This window comes from Allobosea sp. LjRoot90 (genome assembly GCF_964254315.1).
In the GTDB taxonomy this organism is placed as follows: Bacteria; Pseudomonadota; Alphaproteobacteria; order Rhizobiales; family Beijerinckiaceae; genus Allobosea.
On record NZ_CAXUTF020000003.1, the window covers coordinates 407,341 to 425,658 of the forward strand.

The 18,318-nt window shown below is 67.3% G+C and carries 19 protein-coding genes; 12 read left to right on the forward strand and 7 right to left on the reverse strand.

The features are described 5' to 3' along the window. Positions 1 to 73: 73 nt before the first annotated feature. Positions 74 to 475 (reverse strand): 6-pyruvoyl trahydropterin synthase family protein, encoded by a 402-nt coding sequence (locus ACSQ3M_RS14040; protein WP_436150687.1) that lies wholly within the window; start codon positions 473 to 475, stop codon positions 74 to 76. Between the two features lie 50 nt (positions 476 to 525). Beyond that, the gene (locus ACSQ3M_RS14045) at positions 526 to 1,518 is read right to left on the reverse strand and encodes a zinc-dependent alcohol dehydrogenase (protein WP_436150688.1); all 993 of its coding nucleotides are present in this window, start codon (positions 1,516 to 1,518) and stop codon (positions 526 to 528) included. A gap of 56 nt (positions 1,519 to 1,574) precedes the next feature. On the opposite strand from ACSQ3M_RS14045, the gene mdoH reads away from it, so the two are divergent. Together mdoH and ACSQ3M_RS14055 are read left to right on the forward strand one after the other, a co-directional pair. Next, the gene (gene mdoH, locus ACSQ3M_RS14050) at positions 1,575 to 3,383 is read left to right on the forward strand and encodes a glucans biosynthesis glucosyltransferase MdoH (RefSeq protein WP_436150689.1); all 1,809 of its coding nucleotides are present in this window, start codon (positions 1,575 to 1,577) and stop codon (positions 3,381 to 3,383) included. Beyond that, a complete protein-coding gene (locus tag ACSQ3M_RS14055; protein WP_436150690.1) occupies positions 3,380 to 4,138 on the forward strand; it encodes an FkbM family methyltransferase in 759 nt (252 codons plus the stop codon). Before mdoH ends, ACSQ3M_RS14055 begins: the two co-directional genes overlap by 4 nt. A gap of 22 nt (positions 4,139 to 4,160) precedes the next feature. On the opposite strand, the gene ACSQ3M_RS14060 is transcribed toward ACSQ3M_RS14055, so the two are convergent. Further along, complete coding sequence (locus tag ACSQ3M_RS14060) at positions 4,161 to 4,619, reverse strand: DUF3237 domain-containing protein (RefSeq protein WP_436150691.1); 459 nt, start codon at positions 4,617 to 4,619, stop codon at positions 4,161 to 4,163. A 92-nt stretch (positions 4,620 to 4,711) separates the two neighbouring features. Here ACSQ3M_RS14060 and ACSQ3M_RS14065 point away from each other — a divergent pair, with 92 nt between their 5' ends. Then, the gene (locus tag ACSQ3M_RS14065; protein ID WP_436150692.1) at positions 4,712 to 5,569 is read left to right on the forward strand and encodes a LysR family transcriptional regulator; all 858 of its coding nucleotides are present in this window, start codon (positions 4,712 to 4,714) and stop codon (positions 5,567 to 5,569) included. A gap of 85 nt (positions 5,570 to 5,654) precedes the next feature. Here the strand turns inward: ACSQ3M_RS14065 and ACSQ3M_RS14070 are convergent, their stop codons facing one another. Next, positions 5,655 to 6,011: a hypothetical protein gene (locus tag ACSQ3M_RS14070; RefSeq protein WP_436150693.1), complete on the reverse strand. Its 357-nt coding sequence runs from the start codon at positions 6,009 to 6,011 to the stop codon at positions 5,655 to 5,657. Between the two features lie 205 nt (positions 6,012 to 6,216). Between ACSQ3M_RS14070 and ACSQ3M_RS14075 the strand changes: the two genes are divergently transcribed. From ACSQ3M_RS14075 to ACSQ3M_RS14095, 5 genes are all read left to right on the forward strand, one after another. Continuing rightward, positions 6,217 to 7,200, forward strand: coding sequence for a hypothetical protein (locus ACSQ3M_RS14075; RefSeq protein ID WP_436150694.1), 984 nt, complete (start codon positions 6,217 to 6,219; stop codon positions 7,198 to 7,200). A gap of 40 nt (positions 7,201 to 7,240) precedes the next feature. Next, positions 7,241 to 7,990, forward strand: coding sequence for a sulfite exporter TauE/SafE family protein (locus tag ACSQ3M_RS14080; protein ID WP_436150695.1), 750 nt, complete (start codon positions 7,241 to 7,243; stop codon positions 7,988 to 7,990). 104 nt (positions 7,991 to 8,094) lie between these two features. After that, positions 8,095 to 8,874: a 2-oxo-tetronate isomerase gene (gene otnI / locus ACSQ3M_RS14085; protein ID WP_436150696.1), complete on the forward strand. Its 780-nt coding sequence runs from the start codon at positions 8,095 to 8,097 to the stop codon at positions 8,872 to 8,874. Next, positions 8,871 to 9,875 (forward strand): glucokinase, encoded by a 1,005-nt coding sequence (locus ACSQ3M_RS14090; protein ID WP_436150697.1) that lies wholly within the window; start codon positions 8,871 to 8,873, stop codon positions 9,873 to 9,875. Before otnI ends, ACSQ3M_RS14090 begins: the two co-directional genes overlap by 4 nt. Positions 9,876 to 9,919: 44 nt before the next feature. Then, positions 9,920 to 10,966, forward strand: a complete 1,047-nt coding sequence (locus ACSQ3M_RS14095; RefSeq protein ID WP_436150698.1) for an acyltransferase family protein — start codon at positions 9,920 to 9,922, stop codon at positions 10,964 to 10,966. Positions 10,967 to 11,065: 99 nt separating this feature from the next. Here the strand turns inward: ACSQ3M_RS14095 and ACSQ3M_RS14100 are convergent, their stop codons facing one another. Further along, entirely contained in the window at positions 11,066 to 11,425 is a 360-nt protein-coding gene (locus tag ACSQ3M_RS14100; protein WP_436150699.1) for a hypothetical protein, read from the reverse strand. Positions 11,426 to 11,536: 111 nt separating this feature from the next. Here ACSQ3M_RS14100 and ACSQ3M_RS14105 point away from each other — a divergent pair, with 111 nt between their 5' ends. Both ACSQ3M_RS14105 and ACSQ3M_RS14110 read left to right on the forward strand, forming a co-directional pair. After that, entirely contained in the window at positions 11,537 to 13,348 is a 1,812-nt protein-coding gene (locus ACSQ3M_RS14105; protein WP_436150700.1) for an ABC-F family ATP-binding cassette domain-containing protein, read from the forward strand. Between the two features lie 290 nt (positions 13,349 to 13,638). Beyond that, positions 13,639 to 14,385: a glucose 1-dehydrogenase gene (locus ACSQ3M_RS14110; RefSeq protein ID WP_436150701.1), complete on the forward strand. Its 747-nt coding sequence runs from the start codon at positions 13,639 to 13,641 to the stop codon at positions 14,383 to 14,385. A 162-nt stretch (positions 14,386 to 14,547) separates the two neighbouring features. On the opposite strand, the gene ACSQ3M_RS14115 is transcribed toward ACSQ3M_RS14110, so the two are convergent. Then, positions 14,548 to 15,447, reverse strand: a complete 900-nt coding sequence (locus ACSQ3M_RS14115; protein ID WP_436150702.1) for a metallophosphoesterase family protein — start codon at positions 15,445 to 15,447, stop codon at positions 14,548 to 14,550. A gap of 378 nt (positions 15,448 to 15,825) precedes the next feature. Here ACSQ3M_RS14115 and ACSQ3M_RS14120 point away from each other — a divergent pair, with 378 nt between their 5' ends. Continuing rightward, the gene (locus tag ACSQ3M_RS14120; RefSeq protein WP_436150971.1) at positions 15,826 to 16,302 is read left to right on the forward strand and encodes an NUDIX domain-containing protein; all 477 of its coding nucleotides are present in this window, start codon (positions 15,826 to 15,828) and stop codon (positions 16,300 to 16,302) included. Positions 16,303 to 16,305: 3 nt separating this feature from the next. Here ACSQ3M_RS14120 and ACSQ3M_RS14125 read toward each other — a convergent pair whose 3' ends face one another. After that, positions 16,306 to 16,890, reverse strand: coding sequence for a cytochrome b (locus ACSQ3M_RS14125; protein WP_436150703.1), 585 nt, complete (start codon positions 16,888 to 16,890; stop codon positions 16,306 to 16,308). A gap of 255 nt (positions 16,891 to 17,145) precedes the next feature. Between ACSQ3M_RS14125 and ribA the strand changes: the two genes are divergently transcribed. Further along, the gene (gene ribA / locus ACSQ3M_RS14130; protein ID WP_436150704.1) at positions 17,146 to 18,273 is read left to right on the forward strand and encodes a GTP cyclohydrolase II RibA; all 1,128 of its coding nucleotides are present in this window, start codon (positions 17,146 to 17,148) and stop codon (positions 18,271 to 18,273) included. The last annotated feature ends 45 nt before the right edge of the window (positions 18,274 to 18,318 follow it).

Below are 18,318 nucleotides of genomic sequence, written 5' to 3' on the forward strand. Positions count from 1 at the left end.
CCCCTCTCCAACTCTCCCCCACAAGGGGGGAGAGGGTAGGTCGAGCCATCCGACGCTTCTACCCGACCGGCTATCACGCGAGCGCGCCCTCATAGCTCGCCCTGGCCAGATCGGTCTCGTGCAGGATAACGCGAATCTTGGCGAGATCGGCGGCGTCTGCGCCGAGCTTGCCGGAGCGCGCCGCGGCCGCCATCGCATCGAAGATGTATTTGCAGAGGAATTCGGTCGTGGTCAGCACGCCCGCGAACTGCGGCAGGGCATCGAGGTTCTGGTAGTTCAGCGGCTTCAGCGTCTGGTTCAGCACGGAGAGCGCCGCGCCGATGTCGACCACCACGTTCTGGCGGGTCAGGTTCTCGCGGAAGAAGGCGACATCGACGACGAAGGTCGCACCGTGCATCCCCTGCGCCGGGCCGAAGAACGGATCGGGCAGCGAATGGCCGATCATGATGCGATCGCGGACTTCGACGGAAAACATGGGCGGTCTCCTTCAGCGCGCGCAGTCTTGGCGAAGGCCGGTGCGCGACGTCAATAGCGCAGAACCGCCGTCAGCCCTGCGCCGGCGAACAGCGCCGGCAATCGCGCAGGCGCATCCTTGAACGCGATCTCGTCCGTGATCAGCGCATCGAGCCGCGCGTCGGCCAGCAGCGCCAGTGCGGCATTGGCACGTCGCGCATAATCGAAACGCGCCCGCCGCGACGGTGAAACCTGCCCGACCTGGGAGGAAACGAGCTGCAGACGCCGGGCATGAAAAGCGCCGCCAAGCGGAACCGCCACGCTACCCTCGCCATACCAGCTCAATTCGACGATCCGTGCCTCGAACCCGGCTGCGTCGATCGCCGTGGCGAGGCCGGCGGCGCTGGCGCTGGCATGGAAGACGAGATCCGCATTCCGCGGGCAGTCCGCCGGCAGTGCGAACCGGCAGCCCAACGACTCCGCAAGCCCGGCGCGGCTCTCGTCGAGATCGACCAGCGTCACCTCCGCACCCGGCAGCCTCGCCGCGATATACGCAACGAGCAGGCCAAGCACGCCGCCGCCGACCACGACGATGCGATCAGCCGGGCCCGAGCCAGCATCCCAATGCGCGTTGAGCGCAGTTTCCATGTTCGCGGCGAGCACGGCACGCCTCGCCGGGACGCCCTCGGGCACCAACGTCACGCGATCCGCAGGCACGACGAAGCGGTCCTGATGCGGATGCAGGCAGAAGACCCGCTTGCCGAGCAGCTCGGCCGGCCCCGCATCCACCATGCCGACAGCGCAGTAGCCGTACTTCACCGGAAACGGGAACGCGCCCTGCTGGAAGGGAGCACGCATGCGCTCATATTCGCTCTCGGGCACTCGGCCCTCGAAGACCAGCCGCTCGGTGCCGCGGCTGATGCCGCTCCAGAGCGTGCGCACAAGGCACTCGTCCGGTCCCGGCGCAGGCAATTCTTCCGTGTTCAGGACGCATTCACGCGCGGCGGCATACCAGAGCGCGGTCGCCTGCGCGCTTGCTTCGTTCGCAATTGCCGGCTTTACCACGCATCGCCCTCCGCGCCGTTCCCCGCCAGCCTGATGAGCCCATGACGGAAACCGCCATGAACCAGCGTCCCGCTCCGACCACGTTCCAGGCGGCGGCGCAAGAGGACACCAGGCTGACGCCGGCGGGGCTGCAGTCCTTCTCCACCTTGCGGGCGCGGCGCTTGCTCGTCGCGGCCATGAACCTCGTCACACTGGCGGCACTGCTCTACGGCCTGTCGCGCGTGCTCTCGGCCGGCGGCTGGAGCCTTGCCGATATCGCGATCTTCATCGCCTTCCTGTTCGGCGCGCCCTGGACCGTGCTCGGTTTCTGGAACGCCGTGATCGGACTCTGGCTGCTGCATGGCATCAAGGACGGGCTCGATCAGGTCGCGCCCTTCGCCGTTGCCGGCGAGGCCGATACGCCGCTCACCATCCGCACCGCGGTGCTGATGACGCTGCGCAACGAGGATCCGGCCCGCGCCTTTGCGCGGCTGCGTATCGTCAAGGACAGCGTCAACGCCACTGGCGAAGGCGGCTGGTTCGATTATTTCGTGCTCTCCGACACGAACGATCCCGCGGTTGCCGCCCGCGAAGAGGCGCTTGCGGCCGAGCTCTCCCGCGACGCTGGCGAGGATTGCACCGTCGTCTACCGCCGCCGTAGCGACAATGCCGGCTACAAGGCCGGCAACGTCCGCGATTTCTGCGAGCGCTGGGGCGATCGCTATGAATTGATGCTGCCGCTCGACGCTGATAGCGTCATGTCCGGCGACGCCATCGTGAAGCTCGCCCGGATGATGCAGGCCTATCCGAAACTCGGCATCCTGCAGAGCCTCGTCGTCGGCATGCCGAGCCAATCGGCCTTCGCCCGCATCTTCCAGTTCGGCATGCGCCACGGCATGCGGCCCTACACCATGGGCTCGGCCTGGTGGATCGGCGAATGCGGCCCGTTCTGGGGCCACAACGCCATGGTGCGGATCGCACCCTTCCGGGATCACTGCCATCTGCCGGTCGTGCCCGGCGGGCCGCCGCTCGGCGGACCGATCATGAGCCACGACCAGGTCGAGGCGACATTGATGCGCCGCGCCGGCTACGAGGTCCGCGTGCTCCCGGTCGAGGCGGGCAGCTGGGAGGAAAATCCGCCGACCATGCTGGAATTCGCCCGGCGTGACCTGCGCTGGTGCCTCGGCAATCTGCAGTACCTGAAGATCCTCGATATCCCCGGCCTCAAGGCGATGAGCCGCTTCCAGCTTGCCTGGGCGATCCTGATGTTCATCGGCCTCCCCGCCTGGACGCTGATGATCGCGCTCTTGCCGCTGAAGGTGCTGGAGGACCGCGGCATCGCCGACTACCCGGCGGGCTTTGCAGCCTTCCTCTACGTGCTGTTCTTCGCGATGTACCTCTCGCCGAAGCTCGCCGGCTTTGCCGATATCCTGCTGACCAAGGGCGGCACGCAGCGCTACGGCGGCACCTTGCGTTTCGTCGTCTCCTCGCTGATCGAGATCGTCTTCGCCTTCCTGCAGGGCGCGGTCTCGACCTTCCGGACCACGCTGTTCATGATCGGCCTCGCCTTCGGCAAGGCCAGGATCGGCTGGAACGGCCAGGCGCGCGATGCCCACGCGCTCTCCTTCGCCACCGCCTTCGCCGGCCTCTGGCCGCATCTGTTGTTCGGGCTCTACATCTTCGGCACGCTCGCAATGCTCTCGCCGACTGTGCTGATCTGGTCGCTGCCGCTGACCGCCGGCTACGTCCTCGCCATCCCCTTCGCCATGCTGACCGCCGCGCCGGCGCTGGGCGGCTGGTTCGTCCGCTCGGGCCTCTGCGGCATCCCCGAGGATTTCGACCCGCCGGCCGAGATCGTCGCGATCCAGGGCGGTGACATCAGATGAAGCCGGTCGCCTATCCCAAAGGCACGGCGAAAAGCGTGGCGCGCTCGCTGCGCGTCTACCATGGCGACCATGTCCGCAAGGTCGCGATGGACTCGCTCTATGCCCGCTTCTTGCGCCCCGGCGATCTCGCCTTCGACATCGGCGCCCATGTCGGCGACCGTATCTCCTCCTTCCGCCGGCTCGGCGCCCGCGTCGTCGCACTCGAGCCACAGCCCGGGCCGGCAAGGGCACTGCGCCTGATCCATGGCCGCGATCTGAAGGTGACGCTGGTCGAGGCGGCCTGCGGCGACAGCTTGGGCACCGCGACGCTGAGGATCAACAGCGCCAATCCGACGGTCTCGACCCTCTCAGCCGAGTTCGTCGATGCGGCGCAGGGCCAGGGTGGCTGGCGCGAGCAGGTCTGGGATCGCGAGCTCACCGTGCCTTGCACCACGCTCGATGCGCTGATCGGCGAGTATGGGCAGCCCGCCTTCGTCAAGATTGACGTCGAGGGCTTCGAGGCACATGTCCTCGCCGGGCTTAACCAGACGCCGCCTGCTCTCTCCTTCGAGTTCACCACGATCCAGCGCGATGTCGCTGAGAACTGCCTCGCCCGGCTCGCCGCCCTCGGCCCCTATCGCTTCAACGTCGCGCTGGGCGAGAGCCAGGCACTGGTCTTTCCAGAGCCGGTCGATGCGGAGGCCATGCGCAGCCATCTCCGCAACCTCCCGCACGAGGCGAACTCCGGCGACGTCTACGCGGTGCTGCAAGCCTGACACACGACCTACACAGGCGTAGTCAGAGAATCTCGAAGACCTCGTACTCAACGCCACCCGGACACCGACCGCCTTTTGCGACGGCGACAATGCCGTTGAGCCAGGCATGCGCAGGTGCGGCGGTTTCGAAATAGGGCGTCGTGCGCAGATAGTATTCGGAGGCGTCGACCGCTTCACCGCGGGCCAGACGCTCGGCCACCGCCTGCGACGCCCGCCTGACGCCGCGATACGTCATGAGGATGAGGCCGCCGTCGTCGGCGACCAGAAGGAGCCTGACATCCTGCTGGGATGTCCCGTCGGTGCGAGCGAGCAGAAGATCCGAACCGGCCAGCGGCGATACCTCTCCCTTCAGCCGCTCACCTCCGAAGCGCCCGCCTGAGACCGGGAAGATGCGCCGGCCGCCAGCAGGCGTCTGCCCCAACTCGACTGTCGGATGAAGCGAGATGAAGAGCGTAAACAGGTGCTGCGATTGCAGGGACACGGCAAATCTCCTAATTTTCGCCCCAACACTGCTCCCGAGCGCTCCGTCTCCAAAACGCGCTTTGCTTGTCGTCACCACAAGAGAAACTGATCATGCGGCCCTCCCTGGAGTCTCTGCGGGTCCTGGAAACATGCGTCTCGGCCGGCAGCTTTGCGCGCGCGGCCGAACGCCTGTTCCTGACGCCGGCAGCGGTCAGCCTGCGCATTCGCACCCTGGAACGCGAACTCGCTCAGCCGCTCTTCGTGCGTGTCGGCCGGCGAGTCATCCCGACCGAGGCCGCCACCAGGCTGGCCAATCGGGTTCGAGAGGCATTGACCGATATCGGCGAAGCGCTCGACGATTTTCGGGCCGCCCTGCCGCCGCTCAGGGTCACTGCGCCGCCGACATTCGCATCACGCTGGCTCGCACAGCGGCTGGCGCGCTATCCAGCGCCGGGAGTTCCCGGCATCGAGCTCGATGTCTCGACGGATATACGTGACCCGGACGCATTCGATGTCGCCATCAGGACGGGTCGCGGCGGATGGGTCGGGCATGACGAGTATCCGCTCTCTCCCGTGGAAGTGACGCCCATGCTGGCGCCCTCCCTGCTCGGGACTCGGCCCCTTTCCGCGCCCGCAGCGCTGGCCGACTTCGAGCTCTTGCCGCACCGCGACTGGGAGCGGTGGTTTACCGAGGCCCAGGGCGAAGTGCCGAGCGGCCTGCGCTTTGCCGCGGTCGATTATCCGACGCATGAGTTGAACGCCAACGCTGCGCTGACCGGCGCCGGCGTGGCGCTGCTGTCGCCCTCCTTGTTTCAGCCGCTTTTGCGCGCAGGCCTGCTGATCGCGCCGTTCGCTTGTGTGCTGAGCGGGCCGGCCTGGCATTTTGCGCTGATGCGCGCGAACGACCCCCGCCCTGCCCCAAGGCATTTCTGTGCATGGCTTTGCGAACAGGCGCGGGGCGTCGCGTAATCCCGGCCCGTGCATACCCGCCCGACGAAGTATCAGATTGGCGGTGCTGCGCTGGCTCCGGCGCGAGACTCCCCGCCACTGCCGCTCAGGGTGCCCCTTGGCCCAGCCAGGCGAGCCCAGCCGCGACCAGCAGACCGAACCACCCGGGATGCCGGCCTTTGGTCGCGAACAGCACCAGCATCGCGCCGGCGAAGGTCGCAATGGCGATGATTCGTATGTGAAGGGCATGCGCCGGCAGATCCGGCGACATCGCGAACAGAATCAACAGCGCCGCCAGCGCCCAGCCGAGCACCGAGCACAGGTGCCAGTTCGCCCAGAGGATCCGCAGGTGCCGCTCACGCAGCGGCGGCGGCGCGAGCAGCGGTACGATCGTCCCCGCTCGCAATCGCCGGAAGATCAGGATCTCGCCGAGTGCGGAATGGACGACGCCGATCAGGATCATCAGCGCGCCAGCGGCCAGCAATTGCATCTGCATCGACGACCACCCCGCATCACGCCCTGCCGATATGAGCCTGCTTTCATGGCTCGCGGAAGCGGCGCCGTTGTCGCGCTTTCATCCCGCGCCGGTCGGCTCTATGACGCGGCTCAGCCTGCGTTCATCTTGCACTGCTCAGGCTAATCACGAACGCACCCGGCCAAGGATGACCATGCTCGCTCTCGTTCGCCCGCTCGCCGTCTCCGTGACGCTTCTGCTGACTGCTTTCGCGGCCCACGCCGCCGGCGACGTTGCCGTCGAGGTCAAGAACGAGTCGGAGCAGGTCGCCTGCGCCGAGAAGGACAACGTCACCATCAAGGCGATCTCGCCCGAGGTCCGGCGCTTCCGCATCGAGGCGGCGCACCCGGCCTATATCGCCGGCCTGTTGCGCGACAACTGGGACGCCGACTGGACCGATTGCGACATGACCGGCGACCCGGTCTTCAAGGCGCCAGTGCCGCCGCAGCGCATCACCTTCTACGAGAGCATCGAGTACTGGCTCGTCGGCTACACCTTCGAGAGCTTCTGGCGCCCGGCCGAGACGACCTTCAGGGTCGGCGACCGCGTCGAGAAGGGCTTGCATCTCGTCCAGCTCTGGAAACTGGGCAAGACCGGCTCCTACGAGGTACTGGTCGTCTATCCGCAGGATGGCTACTGGCGCGTCCGGCCGCTGCCGCCGCAGCAATTGTCGGCGGCCGCCTACGGCTCCTCCTTCCTGTTCGGACCGGTCGAGCAGGACGGCGCCCGGCCTGTGGTGAACATCAAGGAGATCGCGTTCGACCCCAAGACGCTCTCCTTCAAGCTCGCCTTCAGGGATGGTTCGTCCGGCACGCTGAAGCTCGACAGCGTCGACGAGAACCGCATGGTCCTCGACGCCGTGCTCGACAAGCCGGTGACCGGCGGCAAGGCCTTCGCCGCGCTGCGCTCGATGTATGTCACCGAGTTCAACAACGACGTCGCTCGCATCGCCATCCGCGAGCCCGGCGCCAAGGGCTGGCGCGAGGAGGCGCTGATGCCCTTCACCGGCGGCAAGGCGACCGATGTCTGGATGGGCCGCACCACCCATTCGCGTCACAACACCTCCTCGCCCGACATGGTCTTCCGCAACTTCTCCAAGGATCCGAACCCGCCGGCCAAGCCGGAGGCGAAGAAGTAAGCCCGGCGCGCTCGGCCTGAAGGCACTGCGGGAGCAGCTCATGGACATCCCGATCGCGAGCCTCGCGCTCGGCGCGGCGCTGGCTGGCTTCGTGCAGGGCCTCTCCGGCTTTGCCTTCAGCCTCGTCGCCATGTCGGTCTGGGCCTGGACGCTCGACCCCAAGCTCGCCGCCGTCATGGCCGTGTTCGGTGGCCTGACCGGCCAGACCATCGCGGCGCTGACCGTGCGCCGCGGCTTCGATTTCGCCCGGCTCTGGCCTTTCCTGCTCGGCGGCCTTGCCGGCATCCCGGTCGGCGTCCTGCTCCTGCCGCTGGTCGACGCCAACCTGTTCAAGGCCGGGCTCGGCATCCTGCTGGCGGTGTGGTGCCCGATCATGCTGTTTGCCCCGCATCTGCCGCCGGTCCGCGCTGGCGGGCGCCTGGCGGATGGCGCGATCGGCCTGATGGGAGGCGTCATGGGTGGTTTCGGCGGCTTCACTGGCGTGCTGCCGACGCTGTGGTGCAGCTTGCGCCGCATGGACAAGGACGTGCAGCGCTCCATCGTCCAGAACTTCAACCTGACGATGATCGCCGCCACCATGCTGGGCTATGTTCTGGCGGGAAACGTCACGCGCGCGATGTGGCCCGCCTTCGCCATCGTCGCACCGGCGATGCTGATCCCGACCCTCGTCGGCGGGCGGCTCTATATCGGCATCAGCGAGCAGGCCTTCCGCCGCATCGTGCTGACCCTGCTGACACTGTCGGGGGTCGCGCTGCTGATGTCGTCGCTGCCGCGCCTGCTGGGCGCCTGATGAGCGCCGCAGCGCGGAACGTCCTGCGCCCATGCAGGTTACCAATGACGTGCCTGCCCGAACGGGCTAGCTTGCCGCCCACAATCTGACTGACGAGACTGTCCATGCCGCGTTTTGCCGCCAATCTCTCGATGATGTTCAACGAGTGGGATTTCCTCGACCGCTTCAAGGCGGCCGCCGAGGCGGGCTTCGAGGCGGTGGAGTTCCTGTTCCCCTACGAGCATGCCCCGGAGAAGGTTGGCCTCGCGCTCGCCGGCGGTGAGCTCGAGCAGGCGCTGTTCAACCTGCCGCCCGGCGACTGGGCCAAGGGCGAGCGCGGCATGGCCGCCCTGCCCGGCCGCGAGGAGGAGTTCCGCACCGGCGTCGAGACAGCTCTGGCCTATGTCCACGAGACCGGCGTCAAGCGCGTGCACATGATGGCGGGGCTCACCGACCCGAACGATCCGGCGGCGCAAAACGCCTATCGCGCCTCGCTCGCCTATGCCGCCGACAAGCTCGGCGAGCACGGTGTCGACCTCTTGCTCGAGCCGATCAACGGCAAGGACATGCCGGGCTATTTCCTCAACGATTTCGACCAGGCGGCGGCTTACGTTCGCGAATCCGGCCGGCCGAACGTCAAGCTGCAGTTCGACATGTATCATTGCGAGCTGATCCACGGCGATGTCGGCGCGCGTCTTGAAGCGCTCTACCCGCTGGTCGGCCATGTCCAGATCGCCAATGCCGAGGGACGGCACGAGCCCGACGGAACGCGGCCCGACTACCCCGCGCTGTTCACCCAGCTCGATTCGCTCGGCTATCCCGGCTTCGTCGGCTGCGAATATCGTCCGCGCGCCGGTACGCTCGAAGGCCTCGGCTGGTTCTTGCCCTGGAAGAAGCACGCGTGAGCGGCTCAAGGTTCCCCCATCCGGTCCTGGTCGCCGATATCGGCGGCACCAATTGCCGGCTCTCGCTGGTGCCGACGCCGGGCGCGCTGCACGAGCCGCTGGCCCGGATCAGCACCGGCGCGCATCCGACGCCCGAGGCGGCGCTCGGCTCTGTACTCTCGACGCTGACGGTGAAGCCACGCTCGGCGATCCTCGCCGTTGCCGGCCCGCTCGACGGGCGCAAGGCGCAGCTCACCAATGCCAGCTGGCATTTCGACGGTCCGGTGCTCGGCCGGGCACTTGGCTTTGAGCAGGGTCTGCTGGTCAATGATTTCGAGGCGCTCGCCGCCTCGCTGGCGGTGCTCAGGGACCGCGACCTGGTCAATCTCGTCCGCGGCCAGCCGGAGCCGGAAGGCCCGCGTCTCGTGCTCGGCCCCGGCACCGGCTTCGGCGCCGCAGCCCTGCTGAGGCGTGGCGAGACCGGCATGTTGGTGCCGACCGAATCCGGCCATATCGGCATCGGCCCCGAGGATCCGACCGAGGTGAAGCTCTGGCCGGCTTTGGCCGAAGGCTTGCCGCGCGTCACGGTCGAGGAACTGCTCAGCGGCAGCGGCCTCATCCGCTTTCACCGCGCGGTGATGCGCCAATCCGATGTAGCGGAACCCGATGTCAGCGCCGCCGACGTCTCCGCGCTCGCCCTCGACGGCAATCCTGCGGCGCTGATGGCAGTGGTCTGCTTCTGGCGGCTGCTCGCCCGCGTTGCCGGCGACCTCGCGCTCGGCTTCAAGGCAACGGGCGGCGTCTATCTCGCCGGCGGCATCGCACCGCGCATCCTGCCGCTCGCCGACAAGGCGACGATCCAGGCCGTGTTCTGCGGCAAGCCGCCGGTCGAGGATCTCGCTGCCCGCTTCGCTCTCAACGTCATCACCTGCGACGACCCGGCCGAACAGGGACTAGCCGCCATTGCCGCGGCGCCGGCGCGCTTCGGTCTCGACGATCCCGCGCGCTTGTGGTTTGGCTGAGCGCAACCGTGCTCGCCTGACCTCTTTCGAAGACGATTCCCGCCTTGCCCCAGCTCTACGGCATTCAGGTCCTGCGCGCGCTCGCGGCGCTGATGGTCGCTGTCCATCACGTCCAGAGCGATGCAGGCTTCCTCGCGGCAAAGGCCGGCACCAGCTTTACGCCTTCGCATGCCTTGCCTTGGACCGCCGGCGTCGACCTGTTCTTCGTCATCTCCGGCTTCATCATGGTGCACTCCTCGGCCGGGCTGTTCGACCGGCCGGACGGCGCGCGGCTGTTCATCGCCCGGCGCATCGCGCGGATCGTGCCGCTCTACTGGGCCGCGACCACGCTCTTCCTCATGGTGCTCCTGGCCTCGCCGGCGCTGATCAATTCCGACACGCCGAGCCTCAAGCAGATCACCGCCTCCTATCTGTTCTGGCCGATGCCGAACGTCGCTGGCCAGTTGCAGCCGATCTATTCGCTCGGCTGGACGCTGAACTACGAGATGCTGTTCTACGTCCTGTTCGGCGTCGCACTGTTCGCGCCCGGGCGGCTTGTCGTTCCGCTCGCCGCTGCTGCCCTCGCCGGACTGGTCACGGCGCAGGCCTTCGCCGGGCCACTCCCCCTGCCCTTCGGCTTCTGGGGCCAGCCGATCGTGCTCGAATTTGCCGCCGGCATGGCGGTCGGCCTGCTCCGCAGGGGCGGCCTGCGCATCGACGGCCGCCTGCGCTGGTTGATGGCCGCAGCGGGAATCGCGCTGTTCGTGATCGCCTCCGGCGATGGCTGGGCCCAGACCTCCTGGGGCGCCGTCGCTCTGCGTGGCCCGGCGGCGCTGCTCCTGGTTACGGCCGCCGCCTGTGGCCGCAACGTCACCGCCCCTTCGGCGCTGGTCCGCGCGCTCGCCCTCCTGGGCGACGCCTCCTACGCGCTCTATCTCGTCCATCCCTTCGCCATGCGGGCACTGCGCGAGATCTTCGCCCGCATGGCGCCGGAGGCGACCGGCCTTTTCATCGTGCTGGCGCTGATTGCCGCCGTGCTCGCGGCATTGGCGGTCTACCACTGGTTCGAGCGGCCGATGACCAAGGTGCTGCGACGCACGCTGCGGGCCTAAAGGCTCGTCATGGTCGGGCTTGACCCGACCATCTCGGAAACCAGCTTACTCGTCCTGAGATTCTCGGATCTGCGCTTCGCTCCGTCCGAGAATGACGGTCTACGATTTCTTCAACCTCATCCCTTTCAACGATTGCCCGACCACGCCACCGTCGCTCCGGCGCTGGGGCCGCTTGGCGACGATCGTCTCGACATGTTCGACCTGCGGGAAATAGCCGCGCTCCAGCACTTCGAGTGTATATTCCTCATAGGTCAGGCCGAGCGCCTCGGCTCGTTCCTGGCGCCGCAGCGCGATCTCGCGCGGCTTCTTCCAGGCTTTGCGATGGGCGAAACGCCAGTCGAAAGAACGGCCGATCTCGCCCTTGCCGGTTTCCGGCTTGCGCTTCTTCTCCTCCAGCGGCGGGCCGCCATTGTCACCGATGCGGGCAGGACGTGGCTTGCGGAGAGCCGGCTGTCTCATCGAGAAAGTCTCATATAAGATACGATTTGTACCTCATAGTGGATTAAGCTGGAACACCCGGCAAGACCCGGCGGGGTGACAGGCGCGCCGCCGCAGTCTATCCCCCGCCCCATGGCTCCTCTCCTTCATCTTCGCGACGTTGCGCTCACCTTCGGCGGCCAGCCCTTGCTGGAGGGCGCGGAAATCGCCGTCTCGGCCGGTGAGCGGGTCTGCCTGGTCGGCCGCAACGGCTCCGGCAAGTCGACTCTGCTCAAGATCGTCGCCGGGCTGGTCGAGCCCGACGGCGCCGAGCGCTTCGTCCAGCCGGGCGCGACCATCCGCTATCTGCCGCAGGAGCCCGACTTCTCCGGCTACAAGACCTCGCTGTCCTATGTCGAGGCGGGGCTCGGCCCCGGCGACGATGCCTATCGCGCGCAATACCTGATCGAGGAACTCGGCCTGACCGGCGAGGAAGACCCCGCCAGCATGTCGGGTGGCGAATCGCGCCGCGCCGCACTCGCCCGCGTGCTCGCGCCCGAGCCCGACATCCTGCTGCTCGACGAGCCGACCAACCATCTCGATTTGCCGGTGATCGAATGGCTCGAGCAGGAGCTGAAGTCGCTGCGCTCGGCGATGGTGCTGATCAGCCATGACCGCCGCTTCCTGAGCTCGCTCTCGCGCGCCACGATCTGGCTCGACCGCGGCGTGACCCGGCGTGTCGAGCGCGGCTTCGGCGAGTTCGAAGCCTGGCGCGACGAGGTGCTGGCGCAGGAGGAGCTCGACCGCCACAAGCTCGACCGCAAGATCGCCCGCGAGGAGGATTGGCTGCGCTACGGCGTCAGCGCCCGGCGCACCCGCAACCAACGCCGGCTCGGCGAACTGCATGGCCTGCGCGAGCAGCGCCGCACCGCCCGCCAAGCCGTCGGCTCCGTCCGGCTCGAAGCGAGCGAGGCGCAGGCCTCGGGCAAGCTGGTAATCGAGGCCGTCGACATCGCCAAGGCCTATGACGGCCGGCCGGTGGTCAAGGACTTCTCGCTGCGCGTCGCCCGCGGCGACTGCATCGGCATCGTCGGCCCCAACGGCGCCGGCAAGACGACGCTGATCAACCTGCTCACCGGGGCTCTGAAGCCCGATTCAGGCAGGGTCAAGCTCGGCGCCACGCTCGAAATGGTGACGCTCGACCAGCGCCGCGAAAGCCTCGATCCGGCGACGCCGCTCGGCGACGCCCTGACCGGCGGCGGCTCGGACCAGATCATGGTCGGCGGTACGCCACGCCACGTCATCAGCTACATGAAGGACTTCCTTTTCCAGCCGATCCAGCGCGGCACCGCGGTCGGCGCGCTCTCCGGCGGCGAACGCGGCCGGCTGATGCTGGCCCGCGCCCTCGCCAAGCCCTCCAACCTGCTGGTGCTCGACGAGCCGACCAACGATCTGGACATCGAGACGCTCGACCTGCTGCAGGAGCTGCTCGCCGACTATGCCGGCACCGTGCTGCTCGTCAGCCATGACCGCGACTTCCTCGACCGGGTCGTCTCGTCGACCCTGATCTCGGATGGCGATGGCGTCTGGACCGAGTTCGCCGGCGGCTATTCCGACATGCTGGCCCAGCGCGGGCGCGGCGTCGGCGCCAAGGCACGGGCCGTTCCTGTGAAGGGGCCAACAGCAGAATCACGTAAGCCCGCACCGGCGGCGGGCGCGGCGGTTGCGAAGCGCAAGCTCTCCTTCAACGAGCAGCACGCGCTGAAGACCCTGCCGCAACAGCTTGAGAAGCTGCAGGCCGAAGCCGGCAAGCTCAACGCGGCGCTGGCCGGGGATCTCTACACCCGCGATCCCAGGCTCTTCGCCAAGGCCACGGCAAGGCTCGACGAGATCACGCGCGAGATCGCGCAGACCGAGGAGCGCTGGCTCGCGCTGGAGATGCTGCGCGAGGAGATCGAGGCTTAGGGCGCGGGGAACCCCTCTCCCGGATGGGAGAGGGGCAGGGGTGAGGGACCGCCACTGATTATTGAAGTGATGCAGGGCCGCTGTGCCTTCTACGGATAGGGCAGGCCCTCATCCCTGCCCTTCTCCCACACGGGAGAAGGGTTCCCCGCGCCTTTCATTGCGCTGCGCCTTGTTCGGGAACTCCGCTCAGCCCATACAATTCCGCTATCCGGCCAATCGCGAAAGCGTATTTATCCCGCCTGCGAAATCAGCCCAAAGTCGCCGGGCAAAACGCTTTCCGAGGGAACACCATGAGACTGAAGGGCAAGACCGCGCTGATCACCGGCGCGGCGCAAGGGTTCGGCTTCGGCATCGCCGAGACCTTCGTGCGCGAGGGCGCCCGCGTCGCCGTGCTCGACATCAACGGCGACAAGGCGAAGGAAGCGGCAAAGGCGATCGGCCGCAAGGCCTTCGCGATCGCCTGCGACGTCGGCAAGGGCAAGAGTGTCGACAGCGCCGTGGCCAAGGTGATCGCGCGCTTCGGCCGCCTCGACATCGTCGTCAACAATGCCGGTATCAGCCATCGCAACCAGCCGATGCTCGATGTCAGCGAGGCCGAGTTCGACCGCGTCTTCGACGTCAACGTCAAGTCGATCTACCTGATGGCCAAAGCGACGGTGCCGCATTTCCGCGAGCATGGCGGCGGCGTCATCCTCAATATCGGCTCGACCGCGGGCGTCCGCCCCCGCCCCGGCCTGACCTGGTATAACGGCTCGAAGGGCGCGGCGAACCTGCTCTCCAAGTCGATGGCGGTCGAGCTCGCGCCTGACCGCATCCGCGTCAACGCCATCGCCCCGGTCGCCGGCGAGACGCCGCTGCTCGCGACCTTCATGGGCGAGGACACGCCGGAGAAGCGCAAGGCCTTCACCGCGACCATCCCCTGGGGCCGCTTCTCGACGCCGCAGGACATCGCCAACGCCGCGCTGTTCCTGTGCTCGGACGAGTCGGAGATGGTGACCGGCTCGGTGCTGGCGGTCGACGGCGGCCGCTGCGTCTGAACCTCAAACTGTCATTCCGGGGCAGGCCATAGGCCTGAGCCCGGAACCCAGAACCGATGACGGTGACCAAGAAGGCGACGATAGTGGCGCCTCATCTGGAGGATGGCATCGGTTCTGGGTTCCGGGCTCTTCGCTACGCGAAGCCCCGGAATGACCAAGGGCTCAGACCATCCCGCCGCCCGTCAGCGGCATCAGCTGCAGCAGCTTGACCGTGCCATCAAGATCGAAGGCACGGCGCTCCAGGCTGATGATCGGGGCCGCTGGCGGCCCCGCGATGCGCAGCAGGTGCCAGCAGGCGAGCTCGCCATGGCCGCCGCGCAGGCCGATCGAAGCCGAGGGCACGCCGACGATCGGCACGTCGTGGTCGAGGCCCGGGCGCCAGGCCAGCGAGAAGCGATGGTTGTGGCCGTGCAGGACGAGCTCGGCCCCGGCCCGGCGCAGCATCGCCTCGAAGGCATCGGCGTCGATCAGTTCACGCGTGCGCCGCGCGCCACCGACATAGGGCGGATGGTGGATCAGCACGACGCGGATCAGCCCTTCGGCCTTGGCCCGTGCCAGCAGCTTCTCCGTCGCGGCAATTTGGGCCGAGCCGACCCGTCCGGTCGCCATCAGCGGCATGGTCGGAATGCCGGTATTCATCCCGATCAGCGCGACCGGCCCTCGCTTGCGATACCAGGGATAGCCGGCGTCGCCGCCATCGCTGGCGCACCAGGGCGCGAGCTCGCGCGCCAGCGCCGACAGTGACGAGCGGGCATAGCAATCGTGATTGCCCGGCACGAAACTGACGGTGTCGCGTGGGCCCAGAGTGTCGAGGAAGGAGAGCGCCGTTTTGAACTCGGTCGGCAGGCCGATATGGGAGACATCGCCGGTGCAGGCGATATGGTCGGGCTTCTGCGCCAGGATGTCGGCGACGATCAGCCCGAGGATTTCCATGTCATGGGCATGGCGGCGCTTGCGTCGCCAGTTGACGTATCCGGTCGCGCGCTTGCCGAGCAGCTCGCGCAGCGAGAACTTGGTCAGCGGCCCGAGATGCGGGTCGGAGAGGTGCGCGAGCGTGAACACGCTCCAGCGCTTGCCTTCAACGCCCGCGCCGCGTCAAGCGCGACGGCGGCGGCGGGCGAAGATGACGCAGGCCGAAAGGCTCAGTTGGCCGAGCCCATCAGCTCCGAGACGATGCGCGGATCGGTCAGGGTGACAGCCGGCTTCCAGACGAAGCGGGGCTTGGCGTTCAGACGAGCGGTGATGAAGGCGAGAAGCATGACAATTCCCCAGCGGTGATGCGAAGTTTGTAGCCCTCATTTAAGGCGCGTTTGTGTTATATCGAGAGGCAAAATAGAGTTCTGATATGCGTATGACGCATGGAGAGTTAACCTGGCACCGGGATCTGCCCAAATCGTGAGCAATGAGGATGAATCCGGGCCGCGCTCCGGCGCGACGGGAATAGAGCGGGTGCCGCAACCCCTCCGGCGCCTGGCCGGCCGCGGCCTGCACCTCTATTTCCGCCTGCGCCGCGGCATGACGCTCGGCGCGCGCGCAGCCGTGCTGAGCGAGGCCGGCGAGGTCCTGCTGGTGCGCCATACCTATACGCCAGGCTGGCACCTGCCCGGTGGCGGCGTCGAGCCGAACGAGACGCTTGTCGATGCGATCGCCAAGGAACTGCGCGAGGAAGCGAACATCGCGCTGACCGGCCCGGCCGTGCTGCACGGGGTCTTCCTCAACCGCCATGTCTCCGATCGCGACCATGTCGCCGTCTTCGTCGTACGCGCCTTCACGCAGACGGCAGTGAAGCAACCGGATCGCGAGATCGCCGAGGCGCGCTTCTTCCCGCTTTCGGCCTTGCCGGACAAGACGACGCCCGGCACCCGCCGCCGCCTCGCCGAGATCATCGATGCGATGCCGCCGCCGGCGGAATGGTGAGCGCTATTTCAGCCCGGGCAGCATCCGGCGCAGCACTCCGTCCTTGCGGATGACATGATGAAACAGCGCGGCTGCGATATGCCCGCAGACCAGCAGCGCGAGCAGGATGGCAAGCCAACCATGGACGAAGAGCACGCGCTTGGCAGCCTCTTCATTTGGCGCGGCCAGCGCCGGCAGGTCGAACAGGTTGAACACCGTCAGCGATGGGAACAGCGAAATGCCGGTCCAGCCGAGCAGCGGCACGATCAGCAGCAGGCCGTAGAGCGCCCAATGGACGAGATGTGAGGCGGCCTTCTGCCACCACTCCAGCGTCGGCTCGTCTGGCGGCGCGCCATGGACCAGCCTGTAAATCAACCGGCCGGCGCTGAGCCAGAGCACGAGGAAACCGAGCAACTTGTGCGTCGAATAGAGCGCATCGGTCAGACCGTCCCAGATATCGAGCGTGTTGCCGCGATAGGTCATGGCCAGCCCGAGCGGCACCATCACGAACGCTGCCGCGGCGGTGACCCAGTGCAGGGACCGCGCCACCGGGCTGTAGACCGCGGCGCGTCCCGCGCTGGTTGTCACCTCGTCATGTCGCTGCGTCATTTCCCTTCGACGCTCCCGATAGCCATATTCGCCCCGCTGCTGCGACTATTCATCTGGTGTTCAATCTCGCGCTTTTATAGGCCAGTCTGCAATCCGCCGGCGATCAGGTGGATTGCAGGCACTGTCTTGGGAACCACGCAGAAACGGGCACGTTGTAGGAACGCGATATTGCATCGGATGCATCCGTCCGAGCGAGACGCGCGTAGCAAGCATACTTCCTCCGCCGCTTTCGGGCGCAATCTGACGGACCTTCCGATGCCTCAGTCGCGTACGCTTTTCGGCCGGCCGGGTGAAACCGATCTGGTCACCGTCGACCGCGCTCTCGCCGAGTTCCGCGCTGCCCGCCCCGTGCTGCTGCGCCATGGCGGTGATCTGGCGCTGGCATTGTCGGCAGAACTTGCTGAGGCCGATCTCGCCAGCCGTCTCGACGATCTTTCCGCTGGCCATGCCCGTCTCGTGCTGAGCGCTGCGCGCCTGCGCCGTCTCGGCGCCAAAGGCCGTGCGGAAACCGGCATCCTCGCCATGCCGGCGATCGATCTTGCCCGTATCGAGGCCCTTGCCCTGAAGCTCGACGCCCGCGTCGATGCGCCTGTCGGCCCGGCCGGCCCGCTCGACAATGCCGCGCTCGAACTGGCGCGTCTCGCACTTGTGCTGCCGGCGGTGATCCTCGTCCCGGTTTCGGCCCAGCAGGTCGCCAGCGAGCCGTTGATCGAGGTCACCATTGAGGCCCTCAATGGCTACCGTACCGCCCAGGTCGCCCGGCTTGCCATCGTCGGCCGTGCGCCGGTGCCGCTTGAGGGCGCGCCCGACACAGAATTCGTCGTCTTCCGCGGTGGCGAGGGCCTGCGCGACCAGGTCGCGATCATCGTCGGCAAGCCGGATCTCTCGACCGCCGTGCCGGTGCGCCTGCATTCGGCCTGCCTGACCGGCGACCTGTTCGGCTCGCTGAAATGCGATTGCGGCGACCAGCTGCGCGAGACCGTGCAGTGGATGGCGCAGAACGAGGGCGGCATCCTGCTCTATCTCGACCAGGAAGGCCGCGGCAACGGCATCTCCAACAAGATGCGCGCCTACAAGCTGCAGAGCCAGGGCTGGGACACCTACGATGCCGACGAGGTGCTCGGCTTCGATCTCGACCAGCGCCATTTCGACTTCGCCGCCGCCATGCTGAAGCAGCTCGGCGTCTCCAGCGTCACGGCGCTGACCAATAACCCGCTGAAGGTCGGGGCGATCAAGGCCGCCGGCCTCGAAGTCGCCGCGACCCAGCGCGTGCTCGGCCGCCCGAATGTCCATAATGTCCGCTATCTCGCCTCAAAGCGTGATCGAGCCGGGCATTTCATCGACATGGACGCGCTGATGGCGCGCGCTGCGCCCAAGGATTGACGGGCGCCGGCATTGATCCCACGCCGGGCCTGAGGCAGGAAGCCT